This window comes from Carboxydocella sporoproducens DSM 16521, assembly GCF_900167165.1.
Lineage (GTDB): Bacteria > Bacillota.
In genome coordinates, this window is record NZ_FUXM01000043.1 from 1 (window position 1) to 18,785 (window position 18,785).

Sequence of the window (18,785 nt, forward strand, 5' to 3'; positions counted from 1 at the left end):
GCCATGACGTTTCCGGTTTCCTTATAGGTTACCGGGACCCTGTGGGTTATGTGCAGGTACCAGTCGCCGGTCCCGGGTTCGTAGACCAGCTTTACCTGCTGGACTTTGCTCAGAGTGACGTGCGATGGGAGCTGGTATTCCAGTACAATCACCCGCCTGCCGTAGGTTTTGGGCAGCTTCAGACGCACCCGGTTGCCCGGCAGTATTTCGAAAGCGTTCTGTTTAAAAGTCACGGTGCTGAGAGTATCTTTTTTCCGGAAGCCCGGCGGTTTTGCCAGTACATCGCCGTTTTTCCTGTGTGAGAACCATGACCGATAGGAGTCGTCCTGCTCGCCCAGGACTTCCTGAGCAGACTGGGAAGGCAGGAGCCTGTACCAGCGGTTGATTTTAAGTTCCCTACACTGCTCAACGAAACCGGGTATTCTACCAGTTTCGTTCCAGACAGTACGCCGGTGGTGGTTGGCTACATTCCACAGCTTGGTGGCAAAAAAACCCAGCAGGCCCAGGAGCAGGGCGTCCCGGTCGGAAAGGTTGATGACTTTGGCCCTGGCAGTGAGAGTCTGCGTTGGCATACCGTTACTGAACTTCTTTTTGCGTGCCAGCTCAATCACCCCCTGTTCACGATGTGGTCAAAACGGATGCACGTTTATGTCTATATTTCTGTTCCATAGCTATATTGTACCAGATTTATACAATACAAGGAAGACATTCCGGCAAAAAGCCCGGGTTTTGTAAATAAAAGAAAAAGCGAGGGGAGAGCATGAACCAGGAGTCTTTGAAACTAACGCCCCGCCAGTTATGGCGTCCTTGCGATGCCAGCAAGTTACCTTTTCGGGATACGACAGAGGTAGAGCCGGTAGGAGAAGTGCTCGGACAGCAGCGGGCCAAGCAAGCCCTGGAATTCGGCTTGAAAATCCGGCGTCCTGGTTACAATATTTTCGTGGCTGGAGAAACAGGGACGGGAAAACTCACTTATACCCGTAAGGTAATTGAAGGCCAGGCAGCCCAGGAACCCCGTCCCCAGGACTGGTGCTATGTCTATAATTTCAAGAAACCCAGTCAGCCCCGGGCTATTTCTCTACCGGCCGGACTGGGCAAGCAGTTTGTCAGGGATATGGAAGACATGGTAAACAGTCTGAAAAAAGAAGTACCCAAAGCCTTTGACAGTGAAAACAGCCAGAAAAAGAAAACCCTGCTCTGGCAGCAATTTGAACAGGAAAGCGAATTGCTTTATCAGCAACTGGAGAAAATGGCCAACCAGAAAGGATTTTCCCTCCATCGCACCAGTGAAGGGTTTGTTTCCGTACCCCTGCTGAACGGGGAACCCCTGACCGAGGAGGAATACAACAAGCTGGATCCAGGAACGCGACGGGATCTGGAAAAGGATTCCTCGTATCTGCAGGAAAAGCTGGTGGAAATGGTCAGCAAATTAAAAAAACTGGAGAAGAAGTATCAGCAAAAGGAAAAGCAGCTGGAGGGCCAGATGGCTTTGCTGGCTATCGGCCATTTGCTGGCTGATTTAAAGGACAAATACCGCCAGTATCATCAGGTAGTGGAATACATCAAGGGAATTCAGGAAGATATTATCAATAATCTGGAGAGCTTTAAGGAACCGGAAAAGGACGAAGTGGGAGAACAGCTGGCTTTTCTCCTGGGGGCCAAAAAAGGAGAAGACCCCTATGAAAAATATAAAGTCAACCTGCTGGTGGATAGCAGCGAAGTTAAAGGGGCACCGGTAGTTTATGAACCCAACCCTACTTTTACCAATTTGATTGGCAGGATTGAATATCAAAATGAACTGGGGGTTTTGTCCACCGACCATACCAAAATCAAAGCCGGGGCCCTGCATCGGGCCAATGGCGGCTATCTGATTTTGCAGGTCAAGGACGTACTGGCCAATCCAGCGGCCTGGGAGGCATTAAAAAGGGTTTTACGCAATGGCGAAATTCGCATCGAAAATCCTACCGACCACCAGGGGGTGGCGGTAATTACCACTTTGCAACCAGAACCGATTCCGGTTCAGGTTAAAGTGGTACTGACCGGTAGCCTGGAATATTATCAGCTGCTGCATGAGTATGATGAGGATTTTCCCAAATTGTTCAAAATCAGGGCGGAATTTGATGATGAACTGGTCAGAAGTGAGGAGAACGAACGAGCTATGGCTGGATTCATCGCTGCCCAGTGTCAGAAAAACGATCTCAAGCCTTTTGCGGCCTCGGGAGTGGCGCGGATTATCGAATACAGCTCCCGTCTGGCCGAACATCAGGATAAACTTTCAGCCCGTTTTAATGAAATCGTCGAAATTATTTTTGAAGCGGAAGCCTGGGCCACCCTGGCCGGAGCGGAAAGGGTGGAGGCTGAACATGTTGAAACCGCGATCAAGGAAAAAGTCTACCGTTCCAACCTCTATGAAGAGAAGCTGGGTGAACTGCTGGCTCAGGGTGTAATTCTGTTAGATACAAGTGGCAGCAAGGTGGGACAAATCAATGGACTGGCAGTGCTGGATACCGGGGACTATTCTTTTGGTAAGCCCTCTCGTATCACTGCCAATACCTATCTGGGGGAAGAGGGGATTATCAATATCGAGCGGGAAGTGCGCCTGTCCGGTCGTATCCATGACAAGGGGGTCATGATTTTGGCTGGCTATTTGGGAGCCCGCTATGCCCACCGGGTCCCCCTTTGTCTCTCGGCCAGTCTCTGTTTTGAACAGAACTATGATGGGGTGGATGGTGACAGCGCCTCTGCTGCTGAACTCTATGCCCTGCTTTCCAGTCTGGCCAACGTTCCCCTCAGACAGGACCTGGCGGTAACGGGTTCTGTAAATCAAAAAGGGGAAATTCAGCCCATTGGTGGCATTAATGAAAAAATTGAAGGCTTTTATTATACCTGCAAAGCCCGTGGACTGACTGGAACCCAGGGGGTTATTATGCCTGTACAGAATGTACCCAATCTGATGCTCAATGAAGAGGTGGTGGAAGCCGTTGCGGCCGGGCGCTTTCATCTTTATGCCATCAGCACCATCGACCAGGGGCTGGAGTTATTAACCGGGCTCCCGGCAGCGGAAATTCATCAACGGGTAGAGGCTCAGCTCCAGAAATACTATAATATTATCAGTGAAATGGGTGATAACTAATGCTGATTCGAAAAGCCAGGATGGCGGATGTGGAAAGCATGCACCAGCTGATTAATGAATGTGCCGCCCAGGGCCTTATGCTGGCCCGCTCCCGCAGCATGCTCTATGAAACCATCCGGGAATTTACCGTAATTGAAATCGAGGGCCAGGTAGTGGGAACCGGGGCCCTGCACGTCATCTGGGAGGACCTGGCTGAAATCCGGGCTCTGGCCCTGGCATCCGACTGGCGAGGAAAGGGGCTGGGCAGAAAACTGGTAGAGGCCCTGGTGGAAGAGGCAAGGGAACTGGGCTTACCCCGGGTTTTCGCTTTAACCTATCAGCTGGATTTTTTCCTGGCTTGCGGCTTCCGGGAAGTACCTATGGAGACATTACCCCATAAAGTCTGGAAGGAATGCATTAACTGCCCTAAATTTCCCAATTGTGATGAATATGCAGTCATTATAGAACTGAATGAAGGAGGAAGATAAACATGGTAGTTGAAGGTAAAATACTGGAACAGGAAGGAATTCTGGAAGTTTTGCGGCTGATGGCCATTGCCGCTCGTACGGCCCCCAAAGGCCGGGGGCGGGATACCCTGGTGACTGCGGCGGTTTTTCCCGGAGAAGATCTGCAGCGTTTACAGAGCGAAATGCGGCGCATTGCTGAAGAAACAGGAAGCCCGGCTGCCTTTTTTGCCCGCGATGCCGGTAACCTGGACCGGACGGCAGCGGTGTTTCTGGTGGGTAGCCGCTCAGAACGTTTGGGCTTGACCCCCTGTGGCTATTGTGGTTTTGCTAATTGCCAGGCCAATGCAGCTGCTGATGGCATCTGTGCCTTTAATATCACCGATTTGAGCATAGCCATTGCTTCTGCAGCGCAGGTTGCCGGTTTACATCATGTTGACCACCGGGTTTGGTTTTCCGTAGGAAAAGCGGCAGTTAATCTAAAACTGCTGGGAGAGGATGTCAAAATCATCTACGGTATACCCCTTTCAGTCAGCAGCAAAAATCCCTTTTTTGACCGTTAAGGGCGCAGTTTTTACTGCTGCCCTTTATTTTTTGTTATTTTAAAAACCTCTGATAGGATTTTATAAATTCATGTCGAAAACTGTTATAAAACAGAGAAGGTGAGAAGGGGTGGTATAGTGGTACAGCGCGGTCTCAGATTCAAGTTGATTTTATCCTTGTTTCTGGTGTTAGCGGTACTGACAGCCAGTTATGGTGTCTATCGCGTTTACTCGGAGCGAACAAGGGTAGAAGCGAATCTGACTGAGAAGGGGATGGGGCTGGCTCTGGCCGGTGCCCGGACCATTGAAAGCATTATCAGTTCGGATTTGCAAACAGGTATTATCCAGCGGGAACAACTTTTTCAGCGCCAGTACCGGCAGTTTGCGGAAGAAAACGGGGTCAAGAAATTCCATACCGTCTATGATGACTATGCCGAACAACACTGGCAAAAGGTTTTTGATGCCTTTTTGACTGATGAAGATATAGTCTATGCCCTGGCTGTGGATGACCGGGGTTATGCTCCGACCCATAACAGCAAATATCAGCAGCGGGCCAAAAGGATTTTCAATGACCCGGTAGGCCTGGCGGCAGCTCAGACCGAAAAAGCCCTGAAACAAGTTTATCACCGGGATACAGGGGAAGTGATCTGGGATTTCAGTTATCCCATTTATGTAGATGGCCAGAAATGGGGAGCTTTTCGGGTCGGGGTCTCGGTGGCCCGGGCAGAGGAGAAAATTGCTGCGGTCCGCAATAATGTAACTCTGCTGATGTTGCTGATGATTGCCCTCATCTTATGTGCGGTCTGGGTGACTACCAATTTGATTCTGAAACGGCCTCTGGATGCTATTCTGGCAGCAGTAGCTGAGCTGGCCCAGGGGCGGGGGGATTTAACCCGGCGCCTTAAAATTGAGCGCCAGGATGAGCTTGGGATTCTTGCGGGTTATATTAATAGCATGCTGGCCCAGTTGCAGGAAATGTTGAGACAGATATATGCCGGCGGAGAACAGGTAAATCAGCAGAGCCAATTACTGGTCAATGTTGTTGAAGATAACTCCCAATCAATTGCAAAAGTGAAAGAACGGACAGAAAAACTAAAACAGGCGATTCAGCAGCAACAACAGCAAACCACCGCCAGTTTGCAATTACTGGTTCAGCTGGCGCAAACAGTGCAGGAAGTTTCTGCTGGCTCTCAGAATCAGTTACGCCAGGTGGAGGCTGATGGACTGCTTTTGCGCAATGTGGCAGAAGGCATGGAAAAGGCTGCGCGAGCGGCAGAAAAAGTCAATGCGGAAAGTATAAAGGCCAGGGAGGCGGCCCAGGAGGGAGCCAGGGCAGTACAAACCACCATTACTGGAATGGAGGCGATTCAGGAGGCAGTAACGGCTACGGCACGCACCATCCATTCCCTGGGGGAACAATCGGAACAAATCAGTACTATTGTGCAGATGATTGACGATATAGCTGAACAGACAAACTTGCTGGCATTGAATGCGGCTATTGAAGCGGCCCGGGCCGGGGAACAGGGCAAAGGCTTTGCGGTTGTGGCCGATGAGGTCCGGAAACTGGCCGAAAGGTCTTCCAGAGCAACCAAGGAAATCAATCAGCTGGTTTCCCGGATTCAGGCTGGTGTAAATGAAGCCATTGCAGCGATGGAAAATGGCTTGTCTCAGGTTAGTAAAGGGGTAGAGCTGGCAGAAGGAGCCGGACAGGTTTTGACCGCCATCGACCAGGCGGTAGAAGAAGTGGCTGAACAGATTAGCAGTATTTCCGCTATCATTGAAGAGGTTACCGCCAGTACCAATGAAGTAGTTGGGGCGATGCAGAACATGACGAACATTGCCCAGCGCAATGAACTGGCCAGCCGGGAAATTGTCCAGATTGGTGACCAAAGCCGACAGGTGATGGAAGAAATCGCCCGTCTGGCAGGAGAGAGCAGCGGTCATAGTATAGAACTGGATCGGGAGATGGAGCAGATGCGGGCAGCTACCCAGCTGGTAGCTGCTTCGGCCGAAGAATTACTGCAGGTGGCAGAAGAACTGAAACAGCAGATCAGCCAGTTTAAAACAGAATAGAAAAACCCCAGCCCCGTTTCGGGGTTTGGGGTGTTTCTCTATTGCGGAGTGGGAGCCGGAACTTCCGGTGAAGTAGGGGGTTCTGGACTGGTAGTATTATCTGGAGGAGCAGGCTGGCTTACCGTTACCTGATGTTCTGGAATCTGGCATTTCTCTTTGGGCGCCTGTCCTTTAACATAGGTTTTCTTCACTACCAGTTCCGGTGGGCAGCCGCCGCTTTCTCCTGGACCGGGCACATTGGCCAGCACTTCCTTGCCATTATGGCTGGGGTCGGTACAGATGGCAACTGTTTCACTATTTCCAGGGTTATGCAGAGTACATACTTCTGTAGGAGCCATATTGGGCATAGGCACCTTGCTGGCACTGCGTTTGATAAAAACTTTGGTGACGACGTCGGGACAGTAAGGGCTAGGCAGGAGATTGCTGGCCGCTGAGACCTTAACCTCGATATGCAAGTCGCAGATTTCCTCCGGGACAGTTCCTTCAGCGAAATACTCTGTTACCAGATCCTCTTTGGGACAGATTTCCGAAGGCTTTTTGCCGGAAATTTTGCAGACGGTAGCCTGAACCACGCTGTCAGGTTTTTCGAAATTGACCGGTTCCAGGCCTTCATGGGCTTTGATCATGATTTTCTTCCAGATCAAAGCGGGATAACGACCGCCAAATTCCCGGGGCATGGGTTTGGGCTGGTCATAGCCAATCCACACCACGCCTACCAGTTTGGGAGTATAACCAGCAAACCAGATATCCTTGGCATCATTGGTAGTGCCGGTTTTACCGGCAACGGGCCAGCCGGGCAATTGCGCCCTGGTACCAGTACCATATTTAACCACTGATTGTAACATGTCAGTGAGCATGAAAGCAGTCGAAGATTTCAGGGCTTTGCGCTTTAAGGGGGCACTTTCCCAGATAACCTTACCGGTTTTGTCAGTGACTTTAAGAATGGCAGTTGGTTCAACATAGATACCTTTGTTGGCAAAAGCGGCATAGGCGCCAGCCATTTCCAGAGGGGTGACACCCCGGGAAAGACCGCCTAAAGCGATGCTGAGGCCGTTATCAGCCACCGGGTCCAGGGATTCGGTAGAAATACCCAGGTTGCGGGCGATTTTCATCGCTTTCTTGATACCTACTTCATCCAGTAACTTGACCGCTACCACGTTAACAGACCGGGTCAGAGCGGAGCGTAAGCTAGTCAGGCCTCCATAGGAGCCATCATAGTTTTTGGGGCTGTATTTTCCATAGGAGACAGGGGCATCATCCACCACTGTGGCCGGGCTCATTCCTGCTTCCAGAGCCGGGCCATAAGCAATAATAGGTTTAAAGGCTGAACCCGGTTGCCGGTGGGACTGGGTGGCCCGGTTAAGGACGCGCCGGCCTTCAGTTTGGCCGCGCCCACCCACCAGGGCCTTGATTTGGCCGGTGCCAGGTTCCAGAATTACCACTGCGCCCTGGGGCTGAATTATTCCCTGCTCATTGGCTTTTCCTTTTGGGAAGTTTTTGGGATCATTCATCACTTTTTCCGCTTCCGTCTGGATTTCCGGGTCAAGGGCGGTGTAAACCTGCAAACCGCCAGCAAAGACCTTTTCCGGTCCAAAAATATCCTCCAGCTGGTCGAGGACATATTCTACATAATACTGGTGCTGGTAGGTAGCATTGCTTCCCTGATTCCGTCCATCCCGATTCAAAGATTCAAAGTTATCAGCATTGGCCTGTTCAGCCTGTTTCTGGGTGATGAAGCCGAAGCGGACCATGTTCTCCAGCACATGGGCCCGGCGTTTTTTGGCCAGTTCCGGATTGCGGAACGGGCTTAAACGGCTGGGAGCCTGGGGAATCCCGGCCAGCATGGCTGCTTCAGCGATAGTCAGGTCCTTGACATCCTTGCCAAAATAGGTCTGGGCCGCAGCCTGTATTCCATAGGCATTGTGGCCAAAGAAAATGCGGTTAAGATACATTTCCAGAATTTGATCTTTGGTATAGTATTTTTCTACCTGACGAGCCAGATAAATTTCCTGCAATTTGCGCTTGATGGTTTTTTCCGGAGAAAGAAAAGACTGTTTGACTAACTGCTGGGTTATAGTGGAAAAACCCTGGGAGCCAAAACCATCAGTTATATTGGCAATCACTGCCCGCACCACTGCCTTATAATCAATACCGGAATGTTCGTAAAAGTTGGCATCCTCCACGGCCAGGAAGGCATTGATAACATGGGGGGGGATGTCTTTTATGGATACTACTGTTCGGTTTTCACCACCATGTACTTTCGCGATAATATTACCCTTGCTGTCATAAATGATCGAGGTTTCACTGACAGCCAATTTACTGGGGTCCCAGGCAGGAGCATCGGCAATAGCCATGGCGGCATAGATGCCTGCGCCCAGTCCTACACCCATGACCAGCAGGGCTAACAAGAGCAAAAGTTTTTTGCCCACAGCTTCTCCTCTCCTTTTGTAAAAAATAATCCGACATAGTGGTATTATACCATATCCGTTCCGTTAAGGGTATGGTATTTGCCAACCAGGATTTCCTTTGTTATAATACATAAATATAAATGCTTGCGGGATGGTGAGGGAAGTGTTGGCAGATTTAGAACGCCAGCTGGCGGAAATCCGCCGTGGCGTAGCGGAAATTGTACCGGAAAACGAACTGGTAGAGAAGTTAAAAAAAGCTATTGCTACCGGTAAACCCCTGCGGGTAAAACTGGGCCTGGATCCCACGGCACCGGATATCCATCTGGGACATACGGTAGTGCTCAATAAGCTCCGAACCTTTCAGGACCTGGGGCATGAAGTGATTATAATTATCGGGGACTTTACCGGCCGCATTGGTGACCCTACTGGCAAATCGGAAACCAGGAAACAGCTGACTGAAGAAGAGGTGCAGGCCAATGCCCGTACCTATCAAGAGCAGATTTTTAAAATCCTGGACCGGGCCAGGACCAGGGTTGTATTTAACAGCCAGTGGCTGGCTCCCCTTACCTTTACAGATGTTATTCAATTAGCGGCCAAATATACTGTGGCCCGCATGCTGGAGCGGGAAGATTTCAGCAAGCGCTTCAAAGAAGGGGCACCTATCAGCATCCATGAGTTTTTCTATCCTCTCATGCAGGGTTATGATTCTGTGGCGTTAGAAGCGGATGTGGAATTAGGGGGTACTGACCAGAAGTTTAACCTTCTGATGGGCCGCCATTTACAGAAAGAATTTGGCCAGGAGCCGCAAATCGCTCTTATGATGCCGATTCTGGAAGGTTTGGATGGCGTCAACAAGATGAGCAAATCCCTGGGCAACTATATCGGTATCAATGAGGCCCCTGAGGAAATGTACGGCAAAACCATGTCTATTCCCGATGAATTGATGCTGCGTTATTTTGAGCTGGTAACCCGGGTATCCCTGGAGGAGCTGGCTCAAATCAAAGCAGGCCTGGCAGAGGGAAAATTGCATCCACGGGACGTGAAAATGCGGCTGGCCCGGGAAATTGTCAGCATGTACCATGGGCCGGAGGCAGCCAGGCAGGCGGAAGAACACTTTGTCCGGGTATTCCAGCAGCGCCACTTGCCGGAGGAAATTCCCGTCTATCAGCTGCCGGCCAATGAGCTGGAAGGTGGCACCATTGGTCTTTCCAAACTGTTACAACTGAGTGGCCTGGCTGCGTCCAACAGTGAAGCCCGCCGGTTGATTGCCCAGGGGGGAGTCAAGGTCAATGAAGAAAAAGTAACTGATCCCCTTATGCGCATTAACGTTCAGGATGGCCTGATTTTGCAGGTAGGCAAAAGGAAATTCGCCAGAGTGATTTTAGCCTAGGGCTTTCACCTATTGGTTCACCTCCACATAGATTAGGGTGGAGGTGAATTTTTTTATGGGACGCCGTCCATCACTGCAGGGTTTTGGCCCACGCCGGCGGAGACCGTGGCTGGCGCTGGTTCTATTCCTGGTCGCAATCCTCATTAGCGGCTTTTATCTGCTGGATCTCCTCATTGCTGCTCCCTTGCGGGCTGAAGCAGAGGCCCAGGTCAAGCGCCTGGCCACGGAAATTGTGCATCGCTCTGTTCTGGAAGAGATGGAACGTTTCGGCCAGGGCAACCTGGTTAAGGTATATAAAGATGGGGAAGGGCGGCCAGTGCTGATGGAACCGGATGTGGTAGCTCTCGACAAGCTGCAGAGCCGGGTAGCATTAACAGTAAACCGACGCCTGGAGGAATTGAAAATAAAAAAGGTAACCGTTCCGCTGGGGACGATTACCCGTATCACCTGGCTGGCGGCCTGGGGGCCAGGGATTAAAGTGGAAGTTTGGCCCACAGGTGCAGTTAAAACGGAGATAAAAAATGAAGTAAAAACAGCCGGGATCAACCAGACCCGGCACGTAATCAGCTTGATGGTGGAGACCCAGCTGCAAATCGTGGTGCCGCCCTTTACAGATCGGACTGTACCAGTACACACTGAGGTGCTGTTGACCAATCTGATGGTGGTGGGTCCTGTACCGCAATTCTATGGGGATTTTGGTTTTAGAAATGACCGAACAGGCCCATGATGATTTCCAGGATAAACAATAAGACAATCGCTACCTCCAGGGTCATGGAACGGCGGGTAACAATTTCTTCACTGAGCATGGAATAGGTTTCGCGCAACAAATTGATTTTCCGTTCGATACTTTCCACCCAGACCCTGGTGCGAAAAATGCTGAGGGCGGCACTATAGACGCGAGCATAAAAAATGTCTTCTGTTACCTTCAAGGAATTCTGGATACGGTCAATGATTTCCGTGATATCCACGACCAGTTCCATTAAACGTTTCATTATCCGCCGGTACTGGCTGAGCCGGCCCAGCCGGCGTTCAGCCCATTCGATGTCCTGATAGGCTTGAGCCAGCTCCCGGCTCAAGAGATCGTCATAGTAGCGTAATTCCAGCAGCTGCGCCAGCCCCAGTTCCAGTAGATCGGGAATATCTGTACTGCCACCGGCATCGTAAACCAGGGCGGAGTCCCAGGTGATGATGGTCAGATCATCCGGGCCGTAACTGAAACTGTGCTGCAGGGTATCCCGGCGCGCCTGATTGCTGATCTTCTCTGTTTCGGCCAGCAGCAAGGGAACGGGGTCCCAGTCCCGATTCCAGCGCCGAAAGTAGTAGACGGTAAAATCCTCCACCATATTGTGGCTGGCAGCGGGTTTATGCAAAGCCGGAGCCAGGGAGTGTATCACAGTGGCCAGCTGCCGTTCAAAATGCATTTCCACTTCTTCGCTGTTATACAGGAAGTTGGCCATTTCCGTCCAGAGGGAGAGGTCCACTTCCCCTGGCATCAGGATCCGCATAACCAGAGAAACTACTCCCAGATCGAAAATTTTAGCTGACCACTGGACATTTACCTGCCAGGGGCCCAGATAAAGGCTTTCCTCCAGTAATTCCACCGCTACCGGCGGGTTGGCCAGTTGCATGGATTTGGCCCGGATTTTGGCCAGCCGCAGCCGCACGGTAGGTAAGGTAACAGATAGCAGCTGTTCCACCCGGTTCAGATCGATTTCTTCTGCTACATCATAGAGACGATAAAGCCAGATTCCGGTTTGCACTGATTACAGCCCCCATTTTTGCCATTGATTGAGACAGGGTGAACCCAGGTAGACCCAGAGGCGTTTGAGGCGCGGTTGCAGGATAAAAGCCAGCTGGGTGGTAAGCATTTTACCGTGGCGACAAAGGCTGTTTTCGCCCTGACCCTGACCATGATCTCTGAGTAAAGGCAAGATATTTTCCGGCTCCAGCAAGCCAACCTGCTGGATTTTTTCCTGTAACTGCCGTGCCCGCTCCTGAGCAGGTTGATGAATAGGCAGACCCTGGAAGGAAGGATGAGCTTTTTTGCTGAAGTATGCTTCTGTAACCTGGGGCAACTGGGAAGTAAACCGGGTAGTAATCCAGTTCATCCCCGTTTCGGCCTGACGCCGGGCCTGGTCAGTTCGGCTCAACTCCAATAATATTATTTTGCCAGAGCTGTCGGCCAGACATACGGTGGCTCCAATGTCACGATGGTATTTTTCCAGCAAAGCAGCCCCTTCCTCGGCAGTAGCGGTGCTGGCCAGTACTTTTTGGACCAGCAGGTTAAGGGGAACAGCCTTCAAGGAAAGGCTGTCAGCGGCATAAGCCGGGAAGAGGGCTACAGCCAGGCCGTGCTGATTTACCCCTCCCAGGCAACCGGCCAGGTGGGCCAGGGTTACATCCAGGGAACTGTTACCCTGACGGGGCCAGCTTTTACGCACCAGCAACTGGTCTTCGACAGGCAGGGCGAAGTCCCAGATTGAGCAAATAAGTACTTCTTCCTGAATAGTAGCCTGGGGACCGGCTACAAAGCCCAAACCGGCCGTGAGGGTATAGGTGTCGGCTTTTGGTACCAGTTCCATTTCCAGCACTTGCATAAATAAAAGGGCTTCCTCGGGAAGAGCAGCTCCCTGGGCGAGGCCGTGAATTCGTTCACATTCCTCCGGCAATGCTCTTTGCAGGTAGTTTTTCAAAAAAGTATCGGCTTTTTTCTGACAATGCAAAAGGTGCAGGGGTTTGGGCATTAAAGGTGGCCGGTTGTGGGCCAGGAGGGTGGAATCCTGGACTTTTTGCCACATTTCCGCAATTTGCTGTTTGGCCATCCTGCCCTGTAACACTCCCATGGGATAGTCAGAACCAATGGTTTCGATGATTTGTTTCACTTTTTTTCCCTCCCGGGCTTTTGCCTCGAATCTGACCCTTTCTTTCTAAATTCCATAATTTTCAGCAAAATCCTGCTTGTACTGTGATTTTTTCCTGTACTTTCTCCTTTTCAATAACAAGGGGCTTATGCTAAAATAAGACAGGATAAAAGACATAAAGGAGAGGTATCTGATGGCAGGTCACAGTAAATGGGCCAATATCAAACACCGTAAGGCCAAGCAGGATGCCGTACGGGCCAAGATTTTCACCAAAATTTCCCGGGAAATCATGGTAGCGGTCAAGGCCGGGGGACCGGATCCGGAAGCCAATCCCAGGCTGAAAGCCGTCATCCAGAAAGCCCGTGAAAATAATATTCCCAATGACAATATCCAGCGGGTGATTGAAAGGGCTTCCGGGGCGGGTAACAATACCAACTACGAGGAACTGGTCTATGAAGGCTATGGTCCAGGCGGAGTAGCTGTGCTGATGAATATCATGACCGATAATCGTAACCGGACTGCTTCTGAAATCAGACATATCTTTTCCCGCAATGGCGGCAGTCTGGGGGAAACAGGCTGTGTGGCCTGGCTCTTTGACCCCAGGGGTCTGATCGTTATCGACAAAGCAGAATTAAAGGCTGATGAGGATGAGGTCATGTTGACCGCTATTGAAGCCGGGGCAGAGGATGTAAAAAGTGATGAGGAAAGCATGGAAATTATCACTCAGCCCGATGATTTTGACCAGGTGAAAGAGGCACTGGAAGCAGCCGGCTATCCTATTGCTATGGCTCAGGTCACCATGTTGCCCAAGACTACCGTGGCCCTGACCGGTGATGAAGCGGCGAAAATGCTCAAGCTAATGGAAGCCCTGGAAGATCATGATGATGTGCAGGATGTTTACGCCAACTTTGATATCGATCTGGCAGAAATGGCCTGAACTGGTTTAAAGCTGCCTCCTTTGGGGAATAATCGTACCCAAAGGAGGTATTTTTATGCGTAAATATGTAGTGACTCTCTGGCTGGTGGGGATGCTCTCTCTGGGACTGGGTACAGGATCTGTCCTGTATTATGGCTATCGGGCCCTGGTGCCGGCTACCAAGCCCACACCGGCGCCTATTCTTGAACCTAAAAAGGTGACAGACCAGACCCAGATCCGCCAGGAGAAAATCTTCTTATGCGGGGAGAAGGAACAAACGGTGACGGGGCCCTGGCCGGCCATCAAAGGCTTGACTGAGGACAGGATAAAAAAACAGTTTTCCGCCCAGGAAGGCTGGGAGGTAGAATTCCCGGCCAGTACCCTGCTGATCTTGCGCAAAAGGGTGGATGATTTTTGTCCCGTCCACCGGGAATACCGCCATCTGGGTGTCGAGCAGGGTTTTCTGGCTATCTACCATGGGCCCTTGGGTGGAGGGGGTCTTTTGCTGCAGCGGGAAGCCATTCCTGTGGAGCAATTGCCCGCAGAATTGCGCAGCCGCTTGTATAAAGTCAAACAATGGCAGCAATTAACTGAGGCTGAAAAAGAGGATTTACGGCGAGTGCTGGAATTCAAAAATGATGGTGCACTCAACTCTTTTCTGGATAATCTGGATGAATACCGGGAAGAGTAATGGGAAAAATGAGGGGGAGACCCCTCGTTTTTTTATTGACAAAAACAAAGGGTCTTACTAAAATGAAAATGAAAATCAATATCAAATTATGGAGTGATGGATATGGCTGCTGTAAAAAGTTTGTTATTGCTGGAACCCCTTTTTCAACGGGAAAAAGTAAGAAGGGTGCTGGATTATGGCGCAGGCACCCTGCGCAATACCAGGTATCTGTTGAACCGGGGCTATACTGTCTACATTACCGATTTGCCTGCACAGCTGGAGAAAGTGGCAGGGCAGGCTCGTACCAGTGGGGTGAAAGGAATACTGGCAGTGGATGAGCTGGAAGACACATCTCTATGTCTGGACCTGGTGACGTGCAATTTTGTCTTCAATATCATTGAGGATGAAAGGGAAAAACAGCGGCTGCTTTCTAATGTCTGGCGCAATCTGCGGCCTGGAGGACTGTTTTTGCTGGATGTAGCTTACAGGAGACCCGGGTCAGGGCGTAATACTTTGACTGAGGAAGAAATAGAGGCAAGGGTCATCCCAGCCGGTTTTAGCAGGGTTGCGGTAATTTGCCGGGGGCAGACTTTGACCGTATTGTTCCGGCGTGTACCGCTAGTAGCCACAAAAATGGTCAGCTAGTTTTCACAAAAATGTCACACACTTGCCCTAATTCTGCCATCTTGAACGGTTATACTAAACTTGAAATCAAGGACAAGGAGGTGAATGGAGGATGAAACGCAAAATTTTCATCGGACTGGCTGTGGTCCTGATGCTGGCAATGGCTGTCCCCGCTTTTGCGGCCTTGACCACTACGGCCCAGAAGACATTGACCGATGCCCAGAAGAAGGAAATCCTGAGTCTGGAAAAACAAATAATTGAGCTGCGTAAAAAGATTGTCGACAAGTATGTGGAAGCGGGTCAATTGACAGAAGATCAGGGCAAACTGATTAAGGACCGGATGGACCAGATGCAGAAATTTAGAGAAGAGAACGGGATTTTGCCAGGGCCCGGCGGTTTTGGCGGCGGCCCTTGTAAACGGGGCGGCTTTGGCAGAGGTGGTTTTGGACCCGGTTTTGGACCAGGTGGGGGCTGGAATGGTGTCAACCCTGGTACAGGTAACAATTCCAATAATACTAACAACACAACCAATACCAGTAGCCAGGGGGTATAGCTACAAAGAGGACTCCGGATTTAGGCCGGGGTCCTTTTTGCTTTGGCGTATATTTTGGCCTGCCCTTTTTCAAACTAGGAATGTATGAAAACTGGAGGTGGTAAAATGGCAGAAATAGCCGAGGTGTTATTGCGGACATTGGGATCCTTTTTAGCTATTCTGATTTTAACGCGCTTGCTCAATAAGGAACAGGTGGGACAGCTGACTTTTTACGAATATGTTACCGGGATTACCATCGGCAGTATGGCCGGGACGATAGCCATTGATACGGAAGTCAAATTTCTGCCCGACCTGCTGGGTTTGGTTCTATGGTGTTTTCTTACCTACATGATGGGTTACCTGTCCCTGGTCAGCCGGCCAGCTCGTAAACTGCTGGAAGGACAACCGACTATCGTTGTACATAATGGTAAGATTCTGGAAGAAAACATGGCCAAACTCCGTTACAATGTAGATGATCTTCTGATGCAATTGCGCAATAAAAATGCCTTTAACCTGCATGATGTGGAGTTTGCTGTCTTAGAACCCAACGGTCAGCTCAGTGTTTTGCTAAAATCGCAAAAGCGGCCGGTTACACCGGAAGACCTGGGGCTACCCACTCAGTATGAGGGGATGAGCTGGGACTTAATCAGTGATGGCGAAATTTTAAAGGAAAACTTGCAAAAAATTAATTTGACTGAACAATGGCTGCGGGACGAACTGGGTAAACGGGGCATTTTTGATCTCCGGGAAGTTTTGTATGCCGGAATTGATTCCAGGGGCAGTTTATATATAGATAAGAAGAAAGATCACTGAGATGCCATCAGTGGTCTTATTTTATTTTTTTATCATCGGTCATTCATCATAAAAAAATTTTATACTTATCAAAACAGGAAGTTATATATATAAACGAGAAAAGGATAAAGGAAAAAAATACAAAGGAGAGGATTATATGAGTAATGACTGGCGCGCAATGTGGGCTGAACTGGGGATTGATTTGGAGAAACATGATCAATTTCTGGCAGCTTTGCCGGAACTTTATGAAAAGACTTTTATTAATCAGTTCAATAGGCCGCAAGCCATGCAATATTTTGATTTTGTTATCAGTGAAGTACATGGTTTGAGGGTAAAAGAATTGGTGGATCATAAACTAAAAGGTGGAAAAGTAGTAGCCTCATTTTGTGTATTTGTACCTGAAGAATTGATTTTAGCTGTTGATGCTGTCAGCATAGGTTTATGTGCAGGAGCACAGTTTCCGGTAGCTACTGGTGAAAAAGTATTACCGAGAAGCATATGCCCATTGATTAAAGCCAGCATCGGTTTCAAACTGGACAGTATATGCCCCTATTTTCAGGTAGCTGATTTTGTCATCGGGGAAACTACTTGTGATGGTAAGAAAAAAGCGTGGGAAATCTTAAACGACTTTATACCTACTTATGTTATGGAATTGCCCCAACGAAAAGAAAAAGAGGATTACGATCTTTGGGAGGCCGAAGTAAACCGATTGATGCAAAAGTTGGAGACTGAAACCGGAAAAGCGGTAGATTTTGAAAGTTTAAGTCAGGCAGTTGCTAAAGTTAATAATAGAAGAAAAGTATTACGACGGCTATACGATTTGCGCAAAGCTGACCCTGTACCGATCTCCGGTAAAGATGCCTTATTGATTACCCAGCTCGCTTTCTTTGATGATCCGGAGCGTTTTAGTGCTAAAGTATCGGAGTTATGTGATGAACTGGAAGAAAGAGTAAAAGAAGGAATGGGAGTAGTGCCTCAAGGCACTCCGAGGATATTGATTACCGGGAGTCCGATGCCGATTCCTAACTGGAAAATACATGATATTATAGAAAGCTGTGGTGGAGTAGTGGTATGTGAGGAAACCTGCACTGGTACCAGGTATTTTGAACAACTGACTGAGGAAGGGCAAACTATATCTGAACAATTAAAACAGATTGCAATGCGAGCAATGAAAATAAATTGTGCCTGCTTTACGCCCAATAATGAAAGGATAAATGATATTTTGCGTTTGGTTGAGGAGTATAAAATTGATGGTGTGATTTATTATAACCTGCAATTCTGTCATCCTTATAGTATTGAATATTATAAAATTGAACGGGCCTTACAGGCAGCGGAAATACCGGTACTCAAAATTGAGAGCGATTATAGTGAAGAAGATTTACCAATTCTGCAAAACCGTATTCAGGCATTTTTGGAAATGGTGGGGCAATAAATGTATTTTGCTGGTGTAGATGTCGGCTCAACTATGGTAAAGGCTATAATTATAAACCAGACAGGGGAAATTTTAGCCCGGGCAATGCTTCCAACTAGCTGGCAACCACAGGTTTTTGGTGAAACAGTATTGGAAAAAGCAGTTGAACAAGCCGGAATTGACAGAAATGACCTGAAATATATTATTGGCACAGGATATGGTCGTACTGTGCTCCCGTTTATCCATGAAGCAATAACTGAAATTACCTGTCATGGGAAAGGTGCCAGTTTTTTATATCCTCAGAATGACCTGGTGATAGATATTGGTGGTCAGGATAGTAAGGCAATTAAAATTAACCCCCATGGCAAAGTTTTGAACTTTGTTATGAATGATAAATGTGCTGCCGGGACGGGTCGCTTTTTGCAAATGATTGTTGCTAATTTGGGAATGGAAATAGAACAAATTCATGGCATAAAAACGGTGGAGCCAGTGGCAATTAATAGTATGTGTGCTGTTTTTGCCGAATCAGAGATTATCGGCCTGATGACAGCAGGCATTGCCAGAGAGAGGATTATTTGGGGAGTATTTCGAGCCATAACCAGCAGGATAACCGGTCTGGTTGCAGCAATGGAGCCTTTTAACAGAGTTACTTTTACTGGCGGAGTTGCCAGACTGAGAGGTATGCAGAAAATGCTGGCGGAATTCCTGGGTAAACCGGTTGATGTGCCGCTGGAACCGCACTTGATTGGAGCATTAGGAGCAGCATTGCTGGCCAGGGAACGCTACCAAAAAAGCCATTGACTTGCGTCAATGGCTTTTTGAATGTTTAGGAAATTATGCTTTAAGGCTTGATGTGGATAACTTAGGGTGTTAAGGTAGAAATATGAGAGCGCATGAGAAAGAAAATAAACAATCAATAAAAATAGTCGATATACTTAAAGAACATTGGGAACGGTTTCTCCAAATATACGGAGAAAAAATACCGGAAGA

General features: G+C 49.1%; 16 protein-coding genes and 1 pseudogene. 13 read left to right on the forward strand and 4 right to left on the reverse strand.

Annotated features, from left to right (window positions below; genetic code table 11):
* Positions 1–611: nuclease/transposase family protein (locus B5D20_RS11735; protein WP_479722963.1), on the reverse strand; the 611-nt coding region annotated here is incomplete at its 3' end.
* A 149-nt stretch (positions 612–760) separates the two neighbouring features.
* On the opposite strand from B5D20_RS11735, the gene B5D20_RS11740 reads away from it, so the two are divergent.
* From B5D20_RS11740 to B5D20_RS14370, 4 genes and pseudogenes are all read left to right on the forward strand, one after another.
* The gene (locus tag B5D20_RS11740) at positions 761–3,133 is read left to right on the forward strand and encodes a Lon protease family protein (RefSeq protein ID WP_078666421.1); all 2,373 of its coding nucleotides are present in this window, start codon (positions 761–763) and stop codon (positions 3,131–3,133) included.
* Positions 3,133–3,600 carry an N-acetyltransferase gene (locus B5D20_RS11745; RefSeq protein WP_078666422.1) on the forward strand — a complete coding sequence of 156 codons (468 nt, stop codon included), beginning with the start codon at positions 3,133–3,135 and terminating at the stop codon, positions 3,598–3,600. Before B5D20_RS11740 ends, B5D20_RS11745 begins: the two co-directional genes overlap by 1 nt.
* A 2-nt stretch (positions 3,601–3,602) precedes the next feature.
* Positions 3,603–4,139 carry a ferredoxin domain-containing protein gene (locus tag B5D20_RS11750; RefSeq protein WP_078666423.1) on the forward strand — a complete coding sequence of 179 codons (537 nt, stop codon included), beginning with the start codon at positions 3,603–3,605 and terminating at the stop codon, positions 4,137–4,139.
* Positions 4,140–4,955: 816 nt separating this feature from the next.
* Positions 4,956–5,897 (forward strand): annotated as a pseudogene (locus B5D20_RS14370) (methyl-accepting chemotaxis protein); the annotation flags it as partial.
* Between the two features lie 332 nt (positions 5,898–6,229).
* Here B5D20_RS14370 and B5D20_RS11760 read toward each other — a convergent pair.
* Positions 6,230–8,620: a transglycosylase domain-containing protein gene (locus tag B5D20_RS11760; protein WP_078666425.1), complete on the reverse strand. Its 2,391-nt coding sequence runs from the start codon at positions 8,618–8,620 to the stop codon at positions 6,230–6,232.
* 130 nt (positions 8,621–8,750) lie between these two features.
* Between B5D20_RS11760 and tyrS the strand changes: the two genes are divergently transcribed.
* The gene (gene tyrS, locus B5D20_RS11765; RefSeq protein WP_375804196.1) at positions 8,751–9,989 is read left to right on the forward strand and encodes a tyrosine--tRNA ligase; all 1,239 of its coding nucleotides are present in this window, start codon (positions 8,751–8,753) and stop codon (positions 9,987–9,989) included.
* Between the two features lie 55 nt (positions 9,990–10,044).
* Positions 10,045–10,716, forward strand: coding sequence for a sporulation protein YunB (yunB, locus tag B5D20_RS11770; protein WP_078666426.1), 672 nt, complete (start codon positions 10,045–10,047; stop codon positions 10,714–10,716).
* On the opposite strand, the gene B5D20_RS11775 is transcribed toward yunB, so the two are convergent.
* Positions 10,691–11,749: a hypothetical protein gene (locus tag B5D20_RS11775; protein WP_078666427.1), complete on the reverse strand. Its 1,059-nt coding sequence runs from the start codon at positions 11,747–11,749 to the stop codon at positions 10,691–10,693. The two genes, yunB and B5D20_RS11775, sit on opposite strands and share 26 nt — an antisense overlap.
* 3 nt (positions 11,750–11,752) lie before the next feature.
* Positions 11,753–12,871: a carcinine hydrolase/isopenicillin-N N-acyltransferase family protein gene (locus tag B5D20_RS11780; RefSeq protein ID WP_078666428.1), complete on the reverse strand. Its 1,119-nt coding sequence runs from the start codon at positions 12,869–12,871 to the stop codon at positions 11,753–11,755.
* A 172-nt stretch (positions 12,872–13,043) separates the two neighbouring features.
* On the opposite strand from B5D20_RS11780, the gene B5D20_RS11785 reads away from it, so the two are divergent.
* The 7 genes from B5D20_RS11785 to B5D20_RS11815 all read left to right on the forward strand — a co-directional run bounded on the left by B5D20_RS11785 (position 13,044) and on the right by B5D20_RS11815 (position 18,596).
* On the forward strand, positions 13,044–13,787 hold the full coding sequence (locus tag B5D20_RS11785; protein WP_078666429.1) for a YebC/PmpR family DNA-binding transcriptional regulator: 744 nt from the start codon (positions 13,044–13,046) through the stop codon (positions 13,785–13,787).
* Between the two features lie 55 nt (positions 13,788–13,842).
* Positions 13,843–14,457, forward strand: a complete 615-nt coding sequence (locus B5D20_RS11790) for a BofC C-terminal domain-containing protein (RefSeq protein ID WP_078666430.1) — start codon at positions 13,843–13,845, stop codon at positions 14,455–14,457.
* Positions 14,458–14,559: 102 nt separating this feature from the next.
* A complete protein-coding gene (locus tag B5D20_RS11795) occupies positions 14,560–15,081 on the forward strand; it encodes a class I SAM-dependent DNA methyltransferase (RefSeq protein ID WP_159071956.1) in 522 nt (173 codons plus the stop codon).
* A 91-nt stretch (positions 15,082–15,172) separates the two neighbouring features.
* The gene (locus tag B5D20_RS11800; protein WP_078666432.1) at positions 15,173–15,613 is read left to right on the forward strand and encodes a YckD family protein; all 441 of its coding nucleotides are present in this window, start codon (positions 15,173–15,175) and stop codon (positions 15,611–15,613) included.
* Positions 15,614–15,718: 105 nt separating this feature from the next.
* Positions 15,719–16,405 (forward strand): DUF421 domain-containing protein, encoded by a 687-nt coding sequence (locus tag B5D20_RS11805; RefSeq protein WP_078666433.1) that lies wholly within the window; start codon positions 15,719–15,721, stop codon positions 16,403–16,405.
* Between the two features lie 136 nt (positions 16,406–16,541).
* Positions 16,542–17,816, forward strand: a complete 1,275-nt coding sequence (locus B5D20_RS11810) for a double-cubane-cluster-containing anaerobic reductase (protein ID WP_078666434.1) — start codon at positions 16,542–16,544, stop codon at positions 17,814–17,816.
* Positions 17,817–18,596 carry an acyl-CoA dehydratase activase gene (locus B5D20_RS11815; RefSeq protein ID WP_078666435.1) on the forward strand — a complete coding sequence of 260 codons (780 nt, stop codon included), beginning with the start codon at positions 17,817–17,819 and terminating at the stop codon, positions 18,594–18,596.
* The last annotated feature ends 189 nt before the right edge of the window (positions 18,597–18,785 follow it).

What these genes read in the sequence shown, in the direction of transcription:
- B5D20_RS11740 (WP_078666421.1), top strand. Translation starts at nt 761, where the DNA reads ATGAACCAGGAGTCTTTGAAACTAACGCCCCGCCAGTTATGGCGTCCT.
- B5D20_RS11745 (WP_078666422.1), top strand. Translation starts at nt 3,133, where the DNA reads ATGCTGATTCGAAAAGCCAGGATGGCGGATGTGGAAAGCATGCACCAG.
- B5D20_RS11750 (WP_078666423.1), top strand. Translation starts at nt 3,603, where the DNA reads ATGGTAGTTGAAGGTAAAATACTGGAACAGGAAGGAATTCTGGAAGTT.
- tyrS (WP_375804196.1), top strand. Translation starts at nt 8,751, where the DNA reads ATGGTGAGGGAAGTGTTGGCAGATTTAGAACGCCAGCTGGCGGAAATC.
- yunB (WP_078666426.1), top strand. Translation starts at nt 10,045, where the DNA reads ATGGGACGCCGTCCATCACTGCAGGGTTTTGGCCCACGCCGGCGGAGA.
- B5D20_RS11785 (WP_078666429.1), top strand. Translation starts at nt 13,044, where the DNA reads ATGGCAGGTCACAGTAAATGGGCCAATATCAAACACCGTAAGGCCAAG.
- B5D20_RS11790 (WP_078666430.1), top strand. Translation starts at nt 13,843, where the DNA reads ATGCGTAAATATGTAGTGACTCTCTGGCTGGTGGGGATGCTCTCTCTG.
- B5D20_RS11795 (WP_159071956.1), top strand. Translation starts at nt 14,560, where the DNA reads ATGGCTGCTGTAAAAAGTTTGTTATTGCTGGAACCCCTTTTTCAACGG.
- B5D20_RS11800 (WP_078666432.1), top strand. Translation starts at nt 15,173, where the DNA reads ATGAAACGCAAAATTTTCATCGGACTGGCTGTGGTCCTGATGCTGGCA.
- B5D20_RS11805 (WP_078666433.1), top strand. Translation starts at nt 15,719, where the DNA reads ATGGCAGAAATAGCCGAGGTGTTATTGCGGACATTGGGATCCTTTTTA.
- B5D20_RS11810 (WP_078666434.1), top strand. Translation starts at nt 16,542, where the DNA reads ATGAGTAATGACTGGCGCGCAATGTGGGCTGAACTGGGGATTGATTTG.
- B5D20_RS11815 (WP_078666435.1), top strand. Translation starts at nt 17,817, where the DNA reads ATGTATTTTGCTGGTGTAGATGTCGGCTCAACTATGGTAAAGGCTATA.